This is a genomic window from Bradyrhizobium sp. ORS 86 (assembly GCF_045571475.1).
Classification (GTDB): Bacteria; Pseudomonadota; Alphaproteobacteria; order Rhizobiales; family Xanthobacteraceae; genus Bradyrhizobium.
This window is the reverse complement of sequence record NZ_CP120699.1, coordinates 2,913,297-2,933,172: the sequence shown is the minus strand read 5'-3', so window position 1 is coordinate 2,933,172 and position 19,876 is coordinate 2,913,297. Positions and strand designations below refer to the sequence as shown.

General features: G+C 64.4%; 24 protein-coding genes. 9 read left to right on the top strand and 15 right to left on the bottom strand.

Annotated features, from left to right (window positions below; genetic code table 11):
• Positions 1-4: 4 nt before the first annotated feature.
• Complete coding sequence (locus P6U25_RS13210) at positions 5-661, bottom strand: SET domain-containing protein-lysine N-methyltransferase (protein WP_407151603.1); 657 nt, start codon at positions 659-661, stop codon at positions 5-7.
• Positions 662-825: 164 nt separating this feature from the next.
• Here P6U25_RS13210 and P6U25_RS13205 point away from each other — a divergent pair, with 164 nt between their 5' ends.
• Positions 826-1,428 carry a hypothetical protein gene (locus tag P6U25_RS13205; protein WP_407151602.1) on the top strand — a complete coding sequence of 201 codons (603 nt, stop codon included), beginning with the start codon at positions 826-828 and terminating at the stop codon, positions 1,426-1,428.
• A gap of 10 nt (positions 1,429-1,438) precedes the next feature.
• Here the strand turns inward: P6U25_RS13205 and P6U25_RS13200 are convergent, their stop codons facing one another.
• A complete protein-coding gene (locus tag P6U25_RS13200; RefSeq protein WP_407151601.1) occupies positions 1,439-2,164 on the bottom strand; it encodes a TetR/AcrR family transcriptional regulator in 726 nt (241 codons plus the stop codon).
• Positions 2,165-2,275: 111 nt separating this feature from the next.
• Here P6U25_RS13200 and P6U25_RS13195 point away from each other — a divergent pair, with 111 nt between their 5' ends.
• The 4 genes from P6U25_RS13195 (at position 2,276) to P6U25_RS13180 (ending at position 5,499) form a co-directional block, all read left to right on the top strand.
• Positions 2,276-3,679, top strand: a complete 1,404-nt coding sequence (locus P6U25_RS13195; protein ID WP_407151600.1) for a carotenoid oxygenase family protein — start codon at positions 2,276-2,278, stop codon at positions 3,677-3,679.
• 211 nt (positions 3,680-3,890) lie between these two features.
• A complete protein-coding gene (locus P6U25_RS13190) occupies positions 3,891-4,481 on the top strand; it encodes a hypothetical protein (protein WP_407151599.1) in 591 nt (196 codons plus the stop codon).
• 81 nt (positions 4,482-4,562) lie between these two features.
• Positions 4,563-5,117: an inner membrane-spanning protein YciB gene (locus P6U25_RS13185; protein ID WP_407151598.1), complete on the top strand. Its 555-nt coding sequence runs from the start codon at positions 4,563-4,565 to the stop codon at positions 5,115-5,117.
• Between the two features lie 85 nt (positions 5,118-5,202).
• Positions 5,203-5,499 (top strand): hypothetical protein, encoded by a 297-nt coding sequence (locus P6U25_RS13180; protein ID WP_407151597.1) that lies wholly within the window; start codon positions 5,203-5,205, stop codon positions 5,497-5,499.
• Between the two features lie 104 nt (positions 5,500-5,603).
• Here the strand turns inward: P6U25_RS13180 and P6U25_RS13175 are convergent, their stop codons facing one another.
• A complete protein-coding gene (locus P6U25_RS13175) occupies positions 5,604-6,278 on the bottom strand; it encodes a DUF429 domain-containing protein (RefSeq protein ID WP_407151596.1) in 675 nt (224 codons plus the stop codon).
• Positions 6,275-7,930, bottom strand: coding sequence for a fumarate hydratase (locus tag P6U25_RS13170; protein ID WP_407151595.1), 1,656 nt, complete (start codon positions 7,928-7,930; stop codon positions 6,275-6,277). The genes P6U25_RS13175 and P6U25_RS13170 overlap by 4 nt, the downstream gene beginning before the upstream one ends.
• 217 nt (positions 7,931-8,147) lie before the next feature.
• Here P6U25_RS13170 and P6U25_RS13165 point away from each other — a divergent pair, with 217 nt between their 5' ends.
• Together P6U25_RS13165 and P6U25_RS13160 are read left to right on the top strand one after the other, a co-directional pair.
• Positions 8,148-8,462 carry a hypothetical protein gene (locus tag P6U25_RS13165; RefSeq protein WP_407151594.1) on the top strand — a complete coding sequence of 105 codons (315 nt, stop codon included), beginning with the start codon at positions 8,148-8,150 and terminating at the stop codon, positions 8,460-8,462.
• Between the two features lie 98 nt (positions 8,463-8,560).
• Positions 8,561-9,040, top strand: a complete 480-nt coding sequence (locus P6U25_RS13160; protein ID WP_407151593.1) for a hypothetical protein — start codon at positions 8,561-8,563, stop codon at positions 9,038-9,040.
• Between the two features lie 27 nt (positions 9,041-9,067).
• Here P6U25_RS13160 and P6U25_RS13155 read toward each other — a convergent pair whose 3' ends face one another.
• Together P6U25_RS13155 and P6U25_RS13150 are read right to left on the bottom strand one after the other, a co-directional pair.
• Complete coding sequence (locus P6U25_RS13155) at positions 9,068-9,514, bottom strand: SRPBCC family protein (protein WP_407151592.1); 447 nt, start codon at positions 9,512-9,514, stop codon at positions 9,068-9,070.
• Positions 9,514-9,840 (bottom strand): ArsR/SmtB family transcription factor, encoded by a 327-nt coding sequence (locus P6U25_RS13150; RefSeq protein WP_407151591.1) that lies wholly within the window; start codon positions 9,838-9,840, stop codon positions 9,514-9,516. Before P6U25_RS13150 ends, P6U25_RS13155 begins: the two co-directional genes overlap by 1 nt.
• Before the next feature lie 137 nt (positions 9,841-9,977).
• Between P6U25_RS13150 and P6U25_RS13145 the strand changes: the two genes are divergently transcribed.
• Both P6U25_RS13145 and P6U25_RS13140 read left to right on the top strand, forming a co-directional pair.
• Positions 9,978-10,652 carry a methyltransferase family protein gene (locus P6U25_RS13145; protein WP_407151590.1) on the top strand — a complete coding sequence of 225 codons (675 nt, stop codon included), beginning with the start codon at positions 9,978-9,980 and terminating at the stop codon, positions 10,650-10,652.
• 9 nt (positions 10,653-10,661) lie between these two features.
• A complete protein-coding gene (locus P6U25_RS13140; RefSeq protein ID WP_407151589.1) occupies positions 10,662-11,021 on the top strand; it encodes a GFA family protein in 360 nt (119 codons plus the stop codon).
• A 330-nt stretch (positions 11,022-11,351) separates the two neighbouring features.
• Here the strand turns inward: P6U25_RS13140 and P6U25_RS13135 are convergent, their stop codons facing one another.
• From P6U25_RS13135 to flgC, 9 genes are all read right to left on the bottom strand, one after another.
• On the bottom strand, positions 11,352-12,059 hold the full coding sequence (locus P6U25_RS13135; protein WP_407151588.1) for a glutathione S-transferase: 708 nt from the start codon (positions 12,057-12,059) through the stop codon (positions 11,352-11,354).
• A 134-nt stretch (positions 12,060-12,193) separates the two neighbouring features.
• Positions 12,194-12,868 (bottom strand): lectin, encoded by a 675-nt coding sequence (locus P6U25_RS13130; RefSeq protein ID WP_407151587.1) that lies wholly within the window; start codon positions 12,866-12,868, stop codon positions 12,194-12,196.
• 148 nt (positions 12,869-13,016) lie between these two features.
• The gene (locus P6U25_RS13125) at positions 13,017-13,970 is read right to left on the bottom strand and encodes a Tim44 domain-containing protein (protein WP_407151586.1); all 954 of its coding nucleotides are present in this window, start codon (positions 13,968-13,970) and stop codon (positions 13,017-13,019) included.
• A 150-nt stretch (positions 13,971-14,120) separates the two neighbouring features.
• A complete protein-coding gene (gene cckA / locus P6U25_RS13120) occupies positions 14,121-16,694 on the bottom strand; it encodes a cell cycle histidine kinase CckA (protein WP_407152507.1) in 2,574 nt (857 codons plus the stop codon).
• 145 nt (positions 16,695-16,839) lie between these two features.
• On the bottom strand, positions 16,840-17,913 hold the full coding sequence (gene flhB, locus P6U25_RS13115; protein WP_407151585.1) for a flagellar biosynthesis protein FlhB: 1,074 nt from the start codon (positions 17,911-17,913) through the stop codon (positions 16,840-16,842).
• 8 nt (positions 17,914-17,921) lie between these two features.
• Positions 17,922-18,692: a flagellar biosynthetic protein FliR gene (gene fliR / locus P6U25_RS13110; protein WP_407151584.1), complete on the bottom strand. Its 771-nt coding sequence runs from the start codon at positions 18,690-18,692 to the stop codon at positions 17,922-17,924.
• A gap of 18 nt (positions 18,693-18,710) precedes the next feature.
• Positions 18,711-18,974: a flagellar biosynthesis protein FliQ gene (gene fliQ / locus P6U25_RS13105; RefSeq protein WP_066514213.1), complete on the bottom strand. Its 264-nt coding sequence runs from the start codon at positions 18,972-18,974 to the stop codon at positions 18,711-18,713.
• Positions 18,975-19,083: 109 nt separating this feature from the next.
• Positions 19,084-19,395 carry a flagellar hook-basal body complex protein FliE gene (gene fliE, locus P6U25_RS13100; RefSeq protein ID WP_407151583.1) on the bottom strand — a complete coding sequence of 104 codons (312 nt, stop codon included), beginning with the start codon at positions 19,393-19,395 and terminating at the stop codon, positions 19,084-19,086.
• A gap of 29 nt (positions 19,396-19,424) precedes the next feature.
• The gene (gene flgC, locus P6U25_RS13095) at positions 19,425-19,850 is read right to left on the bottom strand and encodes a flagellar basal body rod protein FlgC (RefSeq protein WP_407151582.1); all 426 of its coding nucleotides are present in this window, start codon (positions 19,848-19,850) and stop codon (positions 19,425-19,427) included.
• Positions 19,851-19,876 lie beyond the last annotated feature (26 nt).

The following is a 19,876-nucleotide window of genomic DNA, read 5'->3' as shown; positions in this document are numbered from 1 at the left end:
GTCATCAGGCTTGCAGCGCCCGCGCGGCGCCACGCTTCGAGGCCGTTGCCTTCTTGCCCGCCGCCCTGGTCAGGCTGTGGCCATTCAACTGCTTGCCGTTCAGCGCTTTGCCGTTGGCCTTGGCGCCGCTCGCCTTCGCCCGAGCCTTGGCTTTCTCCTGGGCGACCTTCTCGGCCTTGCGCTTCGCTTTCCGCTCGGCCTTTTCCTTGAGACGGAGCCGCTCCGCCCTCGCCTCGGCCCGCTTCTTCTTGCGCTTCTTCTCGCAGGCGTCGCACTTGCAGCCGATCGGCTTCAGATAGGCTTTGAAATAATCGGTGCCGTAGTCGTAGTTGATCTCTTCACCCGGCTCGATGTTCTTGATGGCCCGGATGAATACCTTGCGCTTGCGCGGCTTGACGTCGGACTCCGCGTTCGGCCTGCAGGCGTGATTGATGTAGCGAGCGATGTTCTCGCGGATCGAGCCGTCGATGGTCCAGCGATTGGTGAGCTCGAACAGATATTTGTTCTCGATCGCGTCCTCATCCTTCTTTTTCGAGTCCAAGAGCGGCCCGAAATAGCGGATGATCTTGGTGCCTTTCTTGATCGGCTTGGTGGCGAAGAGGCCAAGTCCGGTGCGGGACCGGCCGACGCGATAAGGCTTGTTCGGTGATATCGTGGGCATGATGATCGAGGCTACGGCACGCAAGGCGTAAGCGACAGAAATGGCGAAGCCGCCCTTCTAGGACGATTCCGCGCGCCTGTCAGGCCTTTCCCGCGTGTCTCTTGAACCTTCCCCAGATTGTACATGTCAGACACACAAGTAGGTCCGGATCGCAGGCTTTCCCGATGAAATACCTCACATTTGCAACAGCCGTTGTGGCGCTCGTCAGCGCAAATGCCGGTCCGGCCGGTGCCGAAACGATCAGCAGCTTCTATACCTCGACCGCGCCGAAGGACTGCCGCATGATCGGCAAGCCCAACGACGAGGACGGCAGTGCGAGCCGGGTCTGTCCAGGAAAGTCCGGCTTTGTGGTGCTGATCAACGAGGGCGATCTGCGCGAGGTGGTCTCTGTCGGCCGGAACCGTGAGGCGGCGGCCAAGGAGCCGGCTGCACAAGCCTGGTTCGGCCCGTTCAGCTCGACCGGCGATACCGTCGAGTGGCGCGCGGCCGACGGCAAGCCGTTCGCTATCATTCAGCGCTGGCTGATCGCCGACAACAGCGAACAGGACAAGAGCGGTAGCCCCAGAAACCGGGCGATGCTCGCCGTGACGCGGCTGCCGCCCGGCGCGGTCTGTCACGTCGCCTACATCGATGTCGCGGCCAATCCCAACGCCAACGAGCTGGCGCGGCAAGCCGCAGACGATTTCGCCCGGGGTTTCCAGTGCGACAAAGACGCGGTGAAGACCATCGGCCAGAGCGGCCGGAGTACCGCGCTGACCAGGCGCTAGAAGCGCTTTGCTAACAGCCAGGCGCCTTGCTGACAGATCCCTTCAGCATCGCCTCGAACAACATGTCGAGCGAGCTGCCCGGCGGCATCCGGCTGAGCACGTCGGTCAGCCGCCCGTCGAGCAGCAGCATCGTGAAGCCATGGACCAGCGACCAGGCGCGGACGATCGCCGCGGCCTGATCGAGCGAGAGCGCCGTTTCCCGGATCTGCTCCTGGCGGCTCTCGCCGATCGAGCCGGCGAGCCCGGCGAACGAGGCATTGGCCGCCTCATGTAGCGACGGCCGCTTCATGTCGAGCCGCTCGGTGCGGAACATCAGCCCGTACATGCCGGGATGCGTCTGCGCATAGGCGATGTAAGCCTTGGCGCGCGCCAGCCCTTTCTCGCTCGGCGTTGAGCCGGTCGCGCCGGCGGCGATCATCGCCTCGTTGAACTGGCGGAAGCCGATCGCGGCAAGCTCGCTGACGAGCCCGGTGAGATCGCCGAAATGATGCGTCGGCGCGGCGTGAGATACGCCGGCCTCGCGCGCCACCGCGCGCAGCGTCAGGCCTGCCAGCCCGTCGCGCTCGAGCACCAGCTCGGCGGCCTTCAACAGCGCCTCATGCAGATCGCCGTGATGGTAGGGCGCGTCGCCCGCACGCCGCCGCGGGGCGGGACGATCGGCCGCAACGCGGGCGGCCCGCCGCGCACGCCTCGGCGCCGGTCGGCTCGCCTTGTTTTCCTTGGAGAATCTAGCCATGGCCCTCTTATATGACGCGATTTTGACAGTGTAAAGATTTTGCTTGACGCTCACGATGCTCGCTCCTATCAATATCTTTACGATGTAAAGATAAAATGGAGGAGGCGTGAGATGCTTGACCAGGTGACGTCAAATGCGGCGCGAACCAATCTGGCGCCGATCCCCTTTGAAGCTGACGCACCATTCCTGAAGATCACGGGCGACCTGCCGCGCGAGCTGAACGGCACGCTCTATCGCAACGGCCCCAACCCGCAGTTCGATGCGCCGGGTGCACACTGGTTCGTCGGCGACGGCATGCTGCACGCCTTCCATCTCGAGAACGGCCGCGCCAGCTACCGCAACCGCTGGGTTCGCACGCCAAAATGGCAGGCCGAGCACGACGCCGGCCGCGCGCTGTTCGGCGGCTTTGGCCGCAAGCTCGCCGACGCGCCCGCCACCACCACGACCGACGGCGGCGTCGCCAACACCAACATCATCTTCCACGCAGGCCGCCTGCTTGCGCTCGAGGAAGGCCATCTGCCGACCGAGATCGAGCCGGGTACGCTTAATCGTCTTGGCTATTGCGATTACAAGGGCGCGATCTCGGGTCCCTTCACCGCGCATCCGAAGATCGATCCCGCAACCGGCGAACTGGTGTTCTTCGGCTACAACGCCGCAGGCCCGCTGACGCCGGCGCTGTCGTACGGCGCGGTCAATTCGTCCGGCATGGTGACGCGGTTCGAGCGCTTCGAGGCGCCCTATGCCAGCATGGTGCACGACTTCATCGTTACCGAGAACCACGTGCTGTTTCCGATCCTGCCGATCACCGGCAGCATGCAACGCGCGATGCGTGGACAGGCGCCCTACGCCTGGGAGCCGGAGAAAGGCGCCTATGTCGGCGTAATGAAGCGCAGCGGCGCGTCGAAGGACATCGTCTGGTTCCGTGCCGAGACCTGCTACGTCTTTCACGTCATGCATGCGTGGGAAGAGGGAAATCGCATCATCGCCGACGTGATGCAGTTCGAGGAGGCGCCGCTGTTCAACCATCCCGACGGCTCGCCGACCGATCCGAAGAAGAATCGCGCGCGCTATTGCCGCTGGACTTTCGATCTCGACGGCAACACCGACCGCTTCACGCAGACCTATCTCGACGACCTCACCGGCGAATTCCCCCGCGTCGACGACCGCCGTGCCGGTATGACGAGCCATCACGGCTGGTACGCCTGCGCCAATCCCGATCTGCCGATGTTCGGCGCACTGTCGGGCATCGTCCACGTTGACGGCCAGGGCAAGCGGCGCGGCCACTATCTGCTGCCGGCCGGCGACACGATCTCCGAGCCGGTGTTCGTCGAGCGCGGTCCTGATGCCGCCGAGGGCGATGGCTGGCTGCTCGCCGTGGTCTGGCGCGCGCGCGAGAACCGCAGCGACCTCGCCGTGTTCAACGCGACCGATGTCGAAGCCGGTCCGGCGGCGCTGGTGCATCTCGGCCATCGCGTGCCGGATGGATTCCACGGCAACTGGGTCGCGGCGGAATAGCCTCGTCGTTCGTCGCTTTTGGACCGTCGCGCCATCAGACATTCCGGGCGGCGCGAGACGCGCCGTCAGGATTATTGCCGCTAGGCCGCTGACCTCCTCGTCCATTCGCGGCCCCTTTCACGATTTTGACACTGTAAAGATTTCGCTTGACGACCTCGCGATCCACCCATAGGCTATCTTTACGGTGTAAAGATTGGCCTTTGAGGCTCTCATGACGATCTTCCTGATCCTCGCTCCCTACGGTGTCCTCGCCCTGCTGTCGCTACTGACGTCGGCCACCGTGAGCCTGTTCTGCGCCGCCCTGATCTGCCTTGCCGTGATCGCGCTCGACATCGCGCGCGGCCGCACCATCAAGATCCTCACCGTCGGCTCGGTGACCGTGTTCACCGCGATCGGCTGCTATCTCACCTTCATCGATGCGACACTCAGCATCAACGCGGTGAGCTTCGCCGTGAACGCTGGCCTGCTCTCGGTGGCGTTGCTGTCGATCGCATTCCGCCACCCCTTCACGCTGCAATATGCGCGGGAAATGGTCGACGCAGAGACCATGCAGCATCCCGGCTTCGTGCCCACCAACTACCTGCTCACCTGGACCTGGACCGGCGCATTCCTGCTGATGGCGGTCGGCAACATGGCCGTGCTCTATGTGCCCGGTTTGCCGCTGTGGTCGGGCCTGCTGATCGCCTTCGCCGTGCGCAACAGCGCAATCTACTTCACCAAATGGTATCCGGAATATCGCAAGGCCAGGGACCGCGCGCCCCCCGGCCAACGCCCTGCCCTCACCATAACATTTCGGTTCTGAGTGCATCAGAACTCACGCCGCACGACGCGACGAGCGCACCACCACAACGATCGAGCGCCAGGGGAAACGGAAGGCACGACGATGAAGAGCGTATTGGCCAAGCTCGCGAGCGACTTCCTCTCCACCATCGTGTTCCTGGCGGTCTATCTCGCCACCGACAATGTGCTGCTCGCCACCGGCGTTGCGATCGCAGGCGCAATCGCACAGGCGGTCTATTCGCGGATCAGGGGTGAGCCGCTGGGCTTCATGACCTGGGCGAGCCTCGCGCTCGTCATCGTGCTCGGCACGGCGACGCTGCTGACCAGCGATCCCCGCTTCGTGCTCGCCAAGCCCGCGATCGCGCATGTCGCGATCGGGGCCATCATGCTCAAGCGCGGCTGGATGCTGCGCTACATGCCGCCGCGGGTCGTCGAGGTAATCCCGGAATATGTCACCGCCGCAGGCTTCGCCTGGGCCGTGCTGATGTTCGCCCTCGGCGCTGGCACCATCGCCGTCGCGGCGACCGGCGACATGAAGCTATGGGCGACTTATGTGACCGTGGTTGCAGCCGGCGCCAAGGTCGCAGCCTTCGCGATCCAGTATCTCGCCTTCCGCGTCCTGATCACGAACCGGCTGCGCGCCGCCGCCCGCGCCTGATCACCGCAGGCGCAAAGGGTTAGGCTTGCGCGGCGATATGAGTTATACCGCCCCGCACGCTTTTTCATCTCGAGGGGAGACATCAATGGCGGTGGACGGAAACTGGAATCTCACCATGACGACGCCGATGGGCGAGCGCAAGGCGACGCTGTCGCTGAAGGCCGCCGGCGGCACGCTCACGGGCACGCAGGGCGCCGAAGGCAATTCCACCGACATCTTCGATGGCACCGTGAACGGTGACGACGTCGCCTGGAAGGTTTCGATCACCAACCCGATGCCGCTGACGCTTGACTTCAGCGGCAAGATCACCGGCGACAGCATCTCCGGCGAGATGGGCATCGGCCCGATGGGCAACTTCCCGTTCACCGGCACCCGCGCCTGAGTCATCGGACATTCCGTCACGCGCGAGGGCCGCGCCGATCACCGGCGCGGCCCTCATTAGTATCCGGCGCATGCACGGCCGGATCGTTGCGAACGACGCCGGCGCTAGAACCAAATCTGCATCGGCAAACCGCACGCGTCGTTTAGCGGCGCTCCTTCGGGAATGCAGCCGTGAGGCTCATGTGCGGCGAGCGCAACGGCACACGCATCCAGCACGTCATCGCGCTTTGCGCCGGTGCCGATCCGCCCATCGCCGAGCCAATGATCGATCTCGCGAAAGCCCTCCTGCTTGAGCAGCTTGCGGCGAAGGGCATCGCCCTCTTCCGACTTCTTGCGCGGCAGCGGCTTGCCGCCATTCAAGCGCAGGAACACCAGCTCGGGATGAACCTCGCGGATGTCGCGCGTGCGATTTGCGCGCATAAACGCGTCGACCTCCATGATCTTGATCCCGATGTGCCAAAGCTGACGCGAGATGCGCGTCTCGCCACGGCGCAGCGCGTCCTCGTTCGCCTTGTCGGGATCGCGAAACTCCTGCCAGAGCCAGCGCCGCGCTCCGGTGAAGACGCGCGAGCCGTGCGGCCGCAGCCTCTCGCGCGCCAGCCGATCGCAAGCGCGCGCGCCGTCGTCGGTCATGCCGATCGGAATATCGATGCCGGCACGATCGAACGGAGCCGCCAGCGCGTCCGCGACATCAGCGTGGAATGAAATACTCCGCCGGTCGCCGTCGATCGTGACGGCGACCCAACCTCTGGAGAACCCGTCGAGGCCTGTGACCCTCAACCCAGGTTCAATTCCTTGAAGAAGTCGTTGCCTTTGTCATCAATGATGATGAAGGCCGGGAAGTCGACCACCTCGATGCGCCAGATCGCCTCCATGCCGAGCTCGGGATATTCGACCACCTCGACTTTCTTGATGCAGTGCTCGGCGAGGTTCGCCGCGGCGCCGCCGATCGAGCCGAGATAGAAGCCGCCGTGCTTTTTGCAGGCCTCGCGCACCGCGACCGCGCGGTTGCCCTTGGCGACCATCACCATCGATCCGCCCGCGGCCTGGAACTGGTCGACGAAGGAATCCATGCGTCCTGCCGTGGTCGGGCCGAACGCGCCGGAGGCGTAGCCGTCGGGCGTCTTGGCCGGGCCGGCGTAGTACACCGGATGGTTCTTGAAATAATCCGGCAGCGGCTCGCCTCTCTCCAGCCGCTCGCGCAGCTTGGCATGCGCGGAGTCGCGCGCCACGATCATGGTGCCGGTCATCGAGACCCGGGTCTTGATCGGGTATTGGGACAGCGTCGCCAAGATTTCCTTCATCGGCTTGTTGAGATCGATCTTCACGACTTCGCCGCCGAGCGACTGCTCGACAACAGGCAGATACTGCGCCGGGTTGTGCTCGAGCTCCTCGAGATAGACGCCGTCCTTGGTGATCTTGCCGAGCACCTGGCGATCGGCCGAGCAGGAGACGCCAAGCCCGATCGGCAGCGAGGCGCCGTGACGCGGCATCCGGATCACGCGCACGTCGTGGCAGAAATACTTGCCACCGAACTGCGCGCCGACACCCAGGCTCTGCGTCATCTTGAGGATTTCCTGCTCCATCTCGAGATCGCGGAACGCGTTGCCGTCGGCCGAGCCGTGGGTCGGCAGCGCATCGAGATAGCGCGCAGAGGCGAGCTTCACCGTCTTCATGCAGAGCTCGGCCGAGGTGCCGCCGATCACGATCGCAAGGTGATAGGGCGGGCATGCCGCGGTGCCGAGCGTCAGCACCTTCTCCTTCAGGAAGGCGAGCAGACGGTCCTTGGTCAGCACCGAAGGCGTTGCCTGGAACAGGAAGCTCTTGTTGGCGCTTCCGCCGCCCTTGGCCATGAACATGAACTTGTAGGCGTCGTCACCCTCGGCATAGATCTCGCACTGCGCCGGCATGTTGTTGGCGGTGTTCTTCTCCTCGTACATCGACAGCGGAGCGACCTGCGAATAGCGCAGATTGCGGCGCAAGTACGCGTCGCGCGCGCCTTCAGAGAGCGCGGCCTCGTCGTCGCCGTCGGTAATGACGTTGCAGCCCTTCTTGCCCATGATGATCGCAGTGCCAGTGTCCTGGCACATCGGCAGCACGCCGCCGGCCGCAATATTCGCATTCTTGAGGAAGTCGAAGGCGACGAACTTGTCGTTGTCGCTGGCTTCCTTGTCCTCGAGGATCGAGCGGAGCTGCTTCAGATGGCCCGGGCGCAGATAATGGTTGATCTCGCCGAACGCGGCCTCCGAGAGCGCTCGCAGCGCCTCGCGCGACACCACCAGCATGTCCTTGCCGAGCACCTTCTCGACCCGCACGCCATCGCTCGTGACTTTCTTGTAGGGCGTGGTATCCGCGCCGAGCGGGAACAGCGGCGTGTGCTTGTAGGACGGAACGGGCTTCTGCTGGTCGGGAAAGGCGGTGGGGGCGTTCATGGGCTGCTCTTTGGGCTGCAAGTCTGCTCGAAAGTCCGCATCGGCCAGGGCGGCCGCCGGCGACATAGAGCCGTTCTAAGCATTTTTCGGACAAAGGAAAGGGAAGCCGGCTGCCCCCAGCCATGCGCAGGGAACGGCAATCGCTGTGCTATCCTTCGCGGCCATGTAATCTCTGGTTGCCGGCCGCGAGCACGCCAGAATTCGGAAGGAGGCCATCATGAAGGCAGGGCTTTTCGCCTCATTCGCAGCGCTGGCATTGCTAATCGCGGTGTCGACGGGCTCCAGCGCCGCCATCCTCGGCCAACGCTGCGGCGGCATCGCGGGCCTCCAATGCCGCTCCGATCAGTTCTGCCAGTTCAGGTCCGGGACATGCGGTCGCGTCGACCAGACCGGCATCTGCACGCGCAAGCCGAGGTTCTGCAACAAGATCTTCAAGCCTGTGTGCGGCTGCGACGGCAAAACCTATGGCAATGATTGCGAGCGCATGACGGCCGGGACCTCCAAGGCGCACGAGGGCAAGTGCACCTCGTAAAGTGCTGGTCCGCCACATTACCTGAGGTTGACGGCGTATTGACGCGCCGCGCGCGAGCCTGCATGAACCTTCGCGCATTTCATGCCGCGGGGGTATTCATGACCGGACGATCACCGTTCAATATTCGCTCCACCGTGTCAGGTGCGCTGCTGGCGCTAGCCGCAGCCTTTGCTGCCGCGCCGGCGCATGCCGACCCCTGCGCGGATATCGCAAAGCAGCTCGCCGGCCAGATCGAAGGGCTGAAGATCAATTTCTCCGCCGGCAACATCACGTACCTGACGCATCCGGCGGCGAAGGAATTGTCGCTCGGCTGCCGCGGCAAGGACTACTCGATCGAGCTCTACGCCAAGACCGACCGCAAGATGAAGCCGGAATTCTTCAACTTGGTCGGCTCCGCCACGGCACTGGTGTTCACCGTGCCGAAGGACGACACCATGACCGGCACCTCCCGCTGCCTGAAGCGCATGGGCATCCTGCGCGGCAACACCATCACGATGCGCTATCGCCGCCTCAACCTGGAATGCACGCGCACCAAGACCGAAGCCTCGATCACGGTCCGGCGCAGCAAGGGCGAGTGAGCACCGATTCACTAGAATCGAGCTGCGCTAGCTTCCTGCTTCGGCAGTGACGCGCGCGATGCCATCGAGCACCCTGCCCCAACCTGGGCTCATCATGTCGAAGGCGATCTGGTTGCCTGGGAACACGAAGCCGTCATGCACCATGCGCAGATGGGTGCCGCCCTCGACCGGCGTCAGCGTCCAGGTCACGACCGAGTCGAGCTTCGAGCCGTAGGCGGGATTGCTGTCGGCGCCACCCTTCCAGGAATAGCGCAACAGGCGCGGCGGATCGCAGTCGAGCACCTCGCAATGCACGACGCCGTCCCAGTCACCCATCGGCGCGGTACGGAAATTGAACTTGTGGCCGACGGCGGCAGCGAAATCATTCGGCATCAGCCACTTCGCGATCCGTTCGCTGGTCGTCAGCGTCCGCCAGATTGTCTCGGGTGCATGGGGCAGCACCTTCTCGACCGTGATCGCATGTTTCGCACTCATCACTCGGTCTCCTTCAAAAGTTTCTCGAGGTTCTCGAACCGCTCGGCCCAGAACGTCTGGTAGTGGCCGAGCCAGTCGATCAGCGGGCCGAGCCCCTTCGGCGCCACGCGATAGTGGATGTGCCTGCCGTCGCGCCGTTCAGCGACGAGGCCGGCATCGCGCAGCGCGCGCAGATGCTGCGACACCGCCGGTTGCGACACCTTAGAGCCGCGCACCAGCCCGGTCGCGGCCACCTCTCCTTCCTGCGCGATCCGCTCGAACACCGCGCGCCGCGTTGGGTCCGCGAGGGTTTTGAGAACATTGGTGAGCTGCATCGCACTGGTCATGACAATATATAAGCATATGCTTATATATTTGTCAAAGCGGGAACAGCCCCGATGATCGGAAAGTTGATGGCAGCGGACGTATGGTTCACGGGAAAGCATGCGATGATCAGGTCCCCGAGAGTCGCTCGGAGCCGTCCATGATCACCAAGGTCCTCCTGCAAAACACCTTTTTCGTCGTCGGCATGGGCGCGCTGCTGTTCGCCTCCGCCGGCACGCTGCGTTGGCCCGGCGCGTGGACCTATCTCATCGCCTCGGCCGTGCTCGGCCCGGCCTGCGGCCTGTGGCTTGCCAAAGTCGATCCCGGGCTGCTTGCCGAACGCATGCGCTTGACGGCGCGCGAGGAGCAGCCCGCCGCGGACAAGTACTTCATGCTGGTGCTGATGGCCCTTGTCGTGATCTGGCTGGTCGCGATGGGGCTCGATCGACGGTTCGATGGCGCCAATGCCGGCGTTACGCTGATGCTGCTTGGCGTCGTGCTGTACTTCGTCTCGATGATCCTGATCCTCTGGGTGTTCCGGACCAATTCCTTTGCCGCGCCGGTGGTGAAGGTGCAGGCCGAGCGCGATCATCGTGTGATCTCGACCGGTCCCTATGCCGTGGTGCGGCATCCCATGTATGCGAGTGCCATGCTGTTCCTCATCGGCGTGCCGCTGATGCTCGGCTCATGGTGGGGCCTTGCCTTCGTGCCGGTGTTCTTCCTGATGTTCGCGGTGCGCACCCGGATCGAGGAGCGCACGCTGGCAGCGGGACTGCCCGGCTACGCCGACTACACGATGCGGGTGCGCTATCGTCTGATCCCCGGGCTCTGGTGAGGACACGTCATGCCTGACAGCAAGACCTATACCGGCGGTTGCCATTGCGGCCAGGTCCGCTTCGAATGCACCACCGACATGGCTTTTGTCACCGCGTGCAACTGCTCGATCTGCACCAAGAAGGGACTACACTTTGCCTTCCTGCCGCCGCCAAGCTTCCAGCTTCGCGCCGGCGAGGAGAACCTGAAGGAATATCTCTTCAACCGCCACGCGATCCGTCACCAGTTCTGCATCGATTGCGGCGTCGAGGTTTTTGCCCGCGGCAAGAAACCCGACGGGTCGGACATGGTGGCGGTGAATGTGAGCTGCATCGACGGCATCGACCTTGCGAAGATAGAGATGACGCCGGTGGACGGGCGGAGCAAATAGCGGGCTTTCTCACTCCGTCATGTCCGGGCTTGACCTAGGGGAATTGCATCTGGGAGAAAAGGCCCTGTGGCCATCCTTCGAGACGCCCGCCTTCGGCGGGCTCCTCAGGATGAGGTCTTGTTTTGCGGCACAATAGTAGACCCTCATGGTGAGGAGCGCCGCTTGCGGCGCGTCTCGAACCACGAGGCCGAGGACGCGCGCAGCGCCCCCAAGGCGGCATATGCGATATCCCTGGGGCTTGACTCGAGGCATCTATCTTCGCGGCGACAAAGACGTGGATGGCCGGGTCAAGCCGGGCATGACGATGAAAAAGAGACCGCGCGCTGCCGCTCACAGATCTAGCGGCCTGTAGCGGCGGAAGATGCCGTCCTCGTTGAACGGAATCCGGCGCTTGCTCGCAAGGTACGCCTTGATATTCGGCCGCTCGGCAACACGGTCGTGCAGCGCGATGAGGCGCGGAACCCTCTTCTCGAATCCCGCCATGCGCTTTGGGAACGCGTAGCGTAGCCCTGCCACGATCTGGAACAGCGACAGGTCGGCGTAGGTCGCGCGACGGCCGGTAACGAAGGCACCGCCATTGGCGTGCACCAGATCCTCGAAGTAGCCGAGATATTTCGGCACGCGCGATTTCCAGAACTCATCGGTACGCTTCCTCGCCGGCGCCTTCTGGTCCTCGTAGTAGAGCGACGGCCCGAGCGGATGATGCGTGTCGTGAATCTCGACCACGAAGTCGGCAATGGTGAGCTGGAGCTGGTGCACCCACAGCTTTCCGGCCTCGGCCTTCGGCGCCAGGCCATGGCGCACGCCGAGATAGAGCAGGATGTTGGCGGTCTGCCCGATCACGAGACGGCCGGCCTTGAGGAACGGCGGCGCAAAGGGCGGCGTGCCCTTCTGCCCCTCCATCATCTTCATCATCGCGCCCGTGCCGCCCCTGCCGCGCGCAACGTCGGTATAACCAGCGCCAACATCTTCCAGCGCGAGCCTGACATATTCGCCGCGGCCCTGGATGAAGGGCCAGTAGTAGAGTTGATAATGCATGGACGATCCTTGGGAGTGATCCTTGGAAGGATCCTTGGGGAGGATCCCTGAGCGCGTGAATAGAAGCCTCGAATTGCGATAGCGCCCCGCAATCTGCGGCGCGCTATCGCGGGCGTCAACGCGCCAATCCGGGATCAGTTCGCCGCAAAGCAGTACAACAGGCCGTCGCCGCCGGTGCTCTTCAGATCGGCCTGCGAGCAGCCGCCGTCGGGACCGCGCGAAGGATGCGATGTGTTCCAAGATTTTGACGGCTCGTCGTCACGCAGGCCCTTGCGGTCGAAATGCCCGACCATGGCGGCGCCCTGCGTGCTGCTTGTCCAGTTCTTGCAGGTGCGGTCCTCACCGGCAGGAAACGCAGTGCCGTCCGCCTGCGATCCCGTCAGCACGTCATGGCGGTTCGGCGTATCGCCGGCACCATTGAGGACCTCGCCCTTCTCGGACAGGGCGGTCTGCTTGGTGAGATTGTTGTTGGCGCTGTGCAGCTCGGCGACATCTTTCGCAATCACGATGCCCTTGACGTTCTTCCACGGCCCCTTGCCGATGCGGTCGCGCGCATTCACCGCGGGCTGCCCATCGGCCGCCTGCGTCGAGAGATAAGCGCGCCAGGTTTTCGGCACTCCGAATCCCGCGGCCTGCGCCAGCGTCTGGCAGTGATTGTCGGCGCCGGCCAGTCCACCGAGATTGCCGCCATTGCCGATGCCCTGGCTGGTCACAAAGAAGCTCGTGTCGGCGGTCTGCGCCAGCCCCGGCGGCGCGACCACGGCAAGCGCAAGACAGGCGGGAACGGCGATCCGGGCAACGACGTTCATGTCATCCTCCAATGGTTATCGTGGTTCGCTGACATCAACCCGCACCGGCGCGGGATATTCCAATTGAGCGATGAGCTCGTGAAATGCGCAAAGCAAAAGCGCCGCGGGGCGAGCCGCGGCGCTTGCGTCGTCATTGCCAGGCAATCGATCAGTTGGTCTGCTGGATCGCCGAGAGCTCCCAAAGGCCACCGCGCTGGCGCACGAAGGTCCAGACCTCCGTCACCTCCTCCGGCTGCTCGCTGCCGTCGACGAGGCGCCCGGTGCCGCGATCGCGCATGGTGTCGACCAGCGAGTAGCGCATCGCGACCGTCGCATATTCGCTGTCGCCTTCGCGCCAGGCTTCCGCAAGGTCACCCTGCAGCAGCTTCACATTGGTCACCTTGTTGGTGACGTTGCGGGCCTTGTTCTCCTCGAGATCCTTCGAGAAGTACGACACCATCTCCGGCGTCGCGAGCGTGTGCAGCTTCGCGATGTCCTCGTTCGACCACGCGGTCTGGATCTCGCCGAGCAGCCGCTCGAACGTCTCGTAGTCGGCCGGCGCGATCTCGACCGGTGCGCTCGAGGCGCCGCCGAGGCCGAAGCCAAAACCGGAGCGGGAACTCGGCTGCGGGCCAACGCCTGAGGCAGGACCGCTGGCATAGGCAGGAGCATTGCGGCGCTGCCACCACGACATCACCAGCCGCGCTACGAGCACGATCAGACCGATCTGCAGCAACAGGCCGAGGATCGAGGACAGGCCGCCGAGACCGGAGAACAGGCCGCCGCCGAACAGCATGCCGAACAGGCCGGCGCCGAGGAAGCCTGCGGCCAATCCGCCGAGCAGGCCGCGGCCCATGCCGGGACGGCCGAACAGGCCACCCGAATTGGCCGCCGGCGCGCCGACGTTGGGGCTGCCAGGCTGGCTGAAGGTGCGGTTCATCGGTGCGACCGAGCCCGGCGCGGTGTTGGTGCTCGGCGGTGCCGAGAAGGTGCGCGAACCGCGCGAGCCCCCGCCGCCGACGCGGGCGTCGGCCGCCGAAACGGTCATTACGACGGGCAGCGCCAACGCCATCGCGACGGCGATCGCCCGTACAATTCCACGCGTGCGTTGCGAGAAATTCATGTTGGGTTCCTCAGAGAATTCCCCAGCATGGGGAAGCGCCCTTAACATGGGCAGGGCCGGGTAAAAGTGAAGCGGGAAACGAGACCCGCGGCTGCGGCCCTCAGTCGCGGAGATGTGACACTATGGTCCTTGTGGATGCGAGCGCACATCCTATTGCAGCGTCATGGTTTCCTTCACCGCGGCGACCAACTGGGTCAGCGTGAATGGCTTCGGCAGGAAGGCGAATTGCTGGTTCTCGGGCAGGCTCTTCTCGAACGCGTCCTCCGCATAGCCGGAGACGAAGATGATCTTCAGGCTCGGATTGCGGCTGCGCATCTCCTTGAGTAGCGTCGGCCCATCCATCTCCGGCATCACCACGTCGGAGACGACGAGATCGACCTCGCCGTTCTTCTCGTCGAAAGCCTCCATCGCCTCGACGCCGTTCGCGGCCTCGATCACGCTGTAGCCGCGTGAGCGCAGGCCGCGCGCGTTCAGCGAACGCAGGCCGTCTTCGTCCTCCACGAGCAGGATGGTGCCCTGCCCAGTGAGATCGGGCTTCGGCTTGGCGGCTTCGGATGCGACGGCGGCGTCCTTTGCCGCGCCGTTGCCGGCATGGGCCTCGGGCACGACCTCCTGCTCGGGCCGGTGCCGCGGCAGGTAGATGCGGAACGTAGTGCCCTCGCCCGGCCTGGAATCCACATAGATGAAACCGCCAGTCTGCTTGACGATGCCGTACACCGTGGACAGGCCGAGGCCGGTGCCCTTGCCGACTTCCTTGGTGGAGAAGAACGGCTCGAAGATCTTGTCGATGATCTCGGCCGGAATGCCGGTGCCGGTGTCCGAAATCTCGATCTTCACATAGTCGGCCGCCGGCATGCCCTTGTTGGCGAGCTGCGCGGCTTCCTCGGTCGGCACGTTGGCGGTGCGGACGATCAGCTTGCCGCCGTCGGGCATCGCGTCGCGTGCGTTCACCGCGAGGTTGACGATCACCTGCTCGAACTGGGAGACGTCGACCTTGACCGGCCACAGGTCGCGGCCGTGCACCAGGTCGAGCTTGACCTTCTCGCCGATCAGCCGGCGCAGCAGCATGGTGAGGTCAGAGAGCGCATCGCCGAGATCGAGCACCTGCGGCCGCAGCGTCTGGCGGCGCGAGAAGGCGAGCAGTTGCCGCACCAGCGTCGCGGCGCGGGTTGCATTCTGCTTGATCTGCATGATGTCCTGGAACGACGGATCGGTCGGCTTGTGCGCGTTCAGCAGGAAGTCGTTCGCCATCATGATGGCGGAGAGCACGTTGTTGAAATCGTGCGCGATGCCGCCGGCGAGCTGGCCGACCATCTCCATCTTCTGCGACTGGTTGATCTGGTTTTCCAGGGTGCGCCGCTCGGTGGTCTCTAGCATGTAGACGATCGCGGTCTCGGCGTCGCGCTCGTCTTTCTTCTCGACTGACGTGACGAAGAACTGCGCGAAGCGCTCCTTGGGCCCGTCGAGCATCACCTCGACCGGCGGGATATCGCCCTGCCCCTCGGCCGCCTGGTTGATCGCGGCGATCAGCAGGCCGCGGTCGCGCGGATTGACCGCGCGGAAGATCGACTTGGCCGCACCGCCCTCGCCGTTCAAGCCCTGCGCGAGCTTGGCGTAGCGGGCATTGGCGCCGACCACGTTGCCGCCGCGATCGACGGTCGCGATCGCCATCGGCGTGTGGTCGAAGAAGCGCATGAAGCGCACCTCAGCGGCGCGCTCCGGATCGGAATGCTCGTCGCGGGCGCGGCTGATCACCAGCGTGCGCGAGGCTCCTGGCCCGCCATCGGCGCCAAATGCGAGCTTGTGATAGAGCCGCACCGGCACGGTCTTGCCGCCGCGCATCCGCAGGTCGATGTCGAACACCTCGGTCTTGACCTCGCCCGGCACCGGCACGATCGCGGTCAACAGCGCCGCGCCGTCGCCGGAGACGATGTCGGTCAGCTTCAGGCCGCCCGAGCCGATCTCGGCGAGGTCGTAGTCGAGCCAGTTGGCCAGCGTCGCGTTGACGTAGGCGATCTCGCCGGCTGGATTGACCGAGAAGAAGCCGCAGGGCGCGTGATCGAGGTACTCGATGGCGTGGCGCAACTCCTGGAACACATCCTCCTGACGCTCGCGGTCGCGCGTGATGTCGGCGATCGACCACACCGCATATTTCGCGTCGCGCTTGCCCTCGCCGAGCGGGCGCACCCGTAGCCGCAGCCAGCGGCCCTGGCTGCCGTCATGGCCGGCGATCCGGACCTCCTCCTGCTGCCGCTTGCCTTCGCGCGCCGCCTTCAGCAGGCGGAACACCGCCTCGGAGACGTCAGGATTGCCGATGAAGACGCGCTCGACCGGACGGACATCCTGCGGCCCGGCCGCGCCGGTCAGCGCGAGATACGCCGCGTTGGAATAGACCACGTGACCGCGGGAGTCGGTGACGACCAGCCCCTCCTGCGCGTGGTCGGCGATGCGCCCCATCACGGGATCGTCGGTGGCGCGGTCGGAGAAGCGGATGATGCCGGCGGCAAAGGCGAACAGGTTGAACAGCCCGAAGGTCGCGAGCAGCGCCAGCAGGCCGAGAATATAAGGCTGCGCCTGACTGCGGCCGATGGTCATGAGCCAGACCGCGACCGCGACGATACCAGCGGCGATCAGGAGCACCAGCAGGATGCTGCCGCCCCGCCGCACCGGTCCATGGGCCACGAACGGCTCGGTCGCGGGATGATCGTTGGAATCGGCAGTCATCTGGAGAGACATGGCTCGGCTGCATCGAGAAGGCGTCCGGACCCCGGCCGCCTGCTCCTGAGTGCCTGAATCGGACCCGAAAACCAAGTCCATCAGGCGGCAATTTCGCAAGTTACGCGCATTTCACGCGGATAACCGGCGGTTTCTACGACCGCAGGCCGGACAATCCGCGCCTCAGCCGCATCACGTAGCCGATGATTTCGGCGACCGCGTGATAGTGCTCGACCGGGATCTCCTGGTCGACTTCGACGGTGGCATAGAGCGCGCGGGCGAGCGGCACGTTCTCCACGATCGGAATGTCGTGCTCCTTGGCGATCTCCCTGATCCTGAAAGCCAGATTATCGACGCCCTTGGCGACGCAGACCGGCGCCGACATGCTGCGGTCGTAGGCCAGCGCCACCGAGAAGTGGGTCGGGTTGGTGATGATCACCGAGGCCTTGGGAACTTGGGCCATCATGCGCTTCTTGGCGCGCTGGACCCGCAACTGCTTGATCTTGCCCTTGACGTGCGGATCGCCTTCCGACTGCTTGAACTCCTCCTTCATCTCCTGCAGCGACATCTTCTGACGCTCGTACCAGGTCCGGTACTGGAAGAAGTAGTCGCCGATCGCGACCGCCGCGAGGATCGCAACCACCGCGGCCATCAGGTGCACCGTTGTGCCGACGACAGCGGGCAACAGCTCGGCCGGGTCGACGTGCAGGAGCGCTTCCATCCGGAAACGATCGGGCCACAGCACCGCGACCATGACGGCGCCGAGCGCGACCAGCTTGAGCAGGCCCTTGAGGAAGTTCGCGACCGCCTGCTTGCCGAACAGCCGCTTCAATCCGGCGCCCGGCGATATCTTGGACAGCTTGGGCTTGAGGTTTTCGCCCGACCACACGAGGCGATGCTGGATCATGTTGCCCGCGATCGCCGCCAGCGCCAGCATCAGAAACGGCACGCCGACCGCCGCAATCACGGCATAGCCGAGCGATTGGGTGAGCTGGAGCAGGCCGGCACCGTCGGTGCGGATCATCCATGAATTGGCGATCAGGTTGCGCAGCGGCATCAGGATGCCGCCGCCGATCGAGCCCGAAAACGTCGACAGCACCAGCGTCGCGCCTGCGATCACGAACCAGGTGTTGACCTCCTGGCTCTTGACAACATCGCCCTTCTCCAGCGCCTCATCGAGACGTTTTTGCGTCGGGTCTTCTGTTTTGTCTTCGGTATCCTCGGCCATCCCGGCTCCTAGTTCATCGGAGCGAGCTGGCGCATGACGCCGACGAAGTAGTCGAGATAGGTGCCCATCATTGCCGCGAGCACGAGGCCGAAGATCAGGAAGCCGACGATGATCGAGAGCGGCACGCCGACGAAATAGACCTGCATCTGCGGCATCAGCCGCGCCAGCACGCCAAGGCCGATATTGAACACCAGGCCGAACACCAGGAAGGGCGCCGACAATTGCAGGCCGATCTTGAAGGCGGCCGCAAACGCGCTGGTCGCGAGCGAGGCGACATCGCCGGTCGGCATCACCTCGCCCGGCGAGAAGATGCGGTAGCTCTCGCTCAGCGCCGCGATGACGAGGTAGTGGGTGTCGGTGGCGAACAGCAGCGTGATGCCGAGGATGGTGAGGAAATTGCCGATGATCTGACCCTGCTGTCCCTGGGTCGGATCGACGGCAGTGACGAAGCCGAGGCCGAGTTGCTGGGCGATGATGGAGCCCGCGACGTTGAGCGCCGACAGCGTCACCCGCGCGGTCGCGCCGAGCACGACGCCGATGATGAGCTCATGCACCATCAGGACTCCGATCGAGGCGATCGACGTGACGTCGACATGATAGGCGTTGCGATGCAGCGGCAGGATGATCAGCGTCAGCAACAGCGCGATCGACAACTTCACCCGCGCCGGGATGTTGGTCTCGCCGAAGCCGGGCAGCAGCATCACCATCGCGCCCACGCGGGCGAACACCAGCACGAAGGTTGCGGCCAGCGCCGGCAGGAGCGAGATGTCGATGCGCATGACCGGAGCATTACTGCCTCATCCGCCGATGATTCGCGACGAAATCCGCATCATGTGAGCGTGCAGCGAGTCGGCCATGAACGGCAGCGCGAGCAGTAGTGTGACGAAGATCGCGAGGATCTTCGGCACGAACACCAAAGTCTGCTCCTGGATCTGCGTCAGCGCCTGGAACAGCGACACCACCACGCCGACCACGAGGCCGACCACCATCAGCGGTGACGACACCACCACGATGGTCCAGATCGCATCGCGCGCCACGTCGAGGGTTTCGGGTCCGGTCATTTGGAGTTCTCGCTGTTGCACCTTGTTTTGTCGTTCCGGGGCGATGCGAAGCATCGAACCCGGAACCTCGAGATTCCGGGTTCGCTTCGCGCCCCGGAATGACGGTGAATCAAATCGGCATCTTCATGATGTCTTCATAGGCCTGGATCACCCGGTCGCGGACTGAGACCAGCGTCGACACCGCAACGTCGGTGTCCGCAACCGCGGTCACCACGTCCATCACATTCGCCTTGCCCGAGGCCATCGCCATGGTCTGGGCATCGGATTTCCGGCCAACCTCCATCACGCTGCCGACGGCGTCCTTGACGAGCTCGCCGAACGACGGCCCGGCGACGGGATTGCCGGCCTTCTCAAGCCCACCCCGCTCCATCATCTTGGCGAAGTTGGCGTAGGCGTTGGCGGCGATTGTCGGTGAAGCCATGATCTACGATCCCTGCTGTTCTTGTTGTGTCAGGACTTGAGGATGTCGAGCGTGCGCTGGATCATCCGCCGCGTCGCGCTGATGATGTTGAGGTTCGCCTCGTAGGAGCGCTGGGCGTCCCGCATGTCGGTCATTTCGACAAGCGCATTGACGTTGGGATATTTGACGTTGCCGGAAGCGTCCGCCGCCGGATTGCCCGGCTCATGCTTGATGCGGAACGCCGACCGATCCGGGCGCACCCGGCCGAGCGACACCACCTGGGCATCGAGCGTGCGATCGAGCGCGGAGGAGAAGGTCGGTACCTTGCGGCGGTACGGATCGCCGCCCGCGGTCTGCGCGGTCGAATCGGCGTTGGCGATATTTTCCGAGATCACCCGCATCCGCCCGGCCTGCGCGCGCAGGCCCGAGGTCGCGATGCTCATCGAACGGGCGAAATCGCTGATCTCATCTGCCATGACATCCTCCCGCCGCCCTCAGGCGG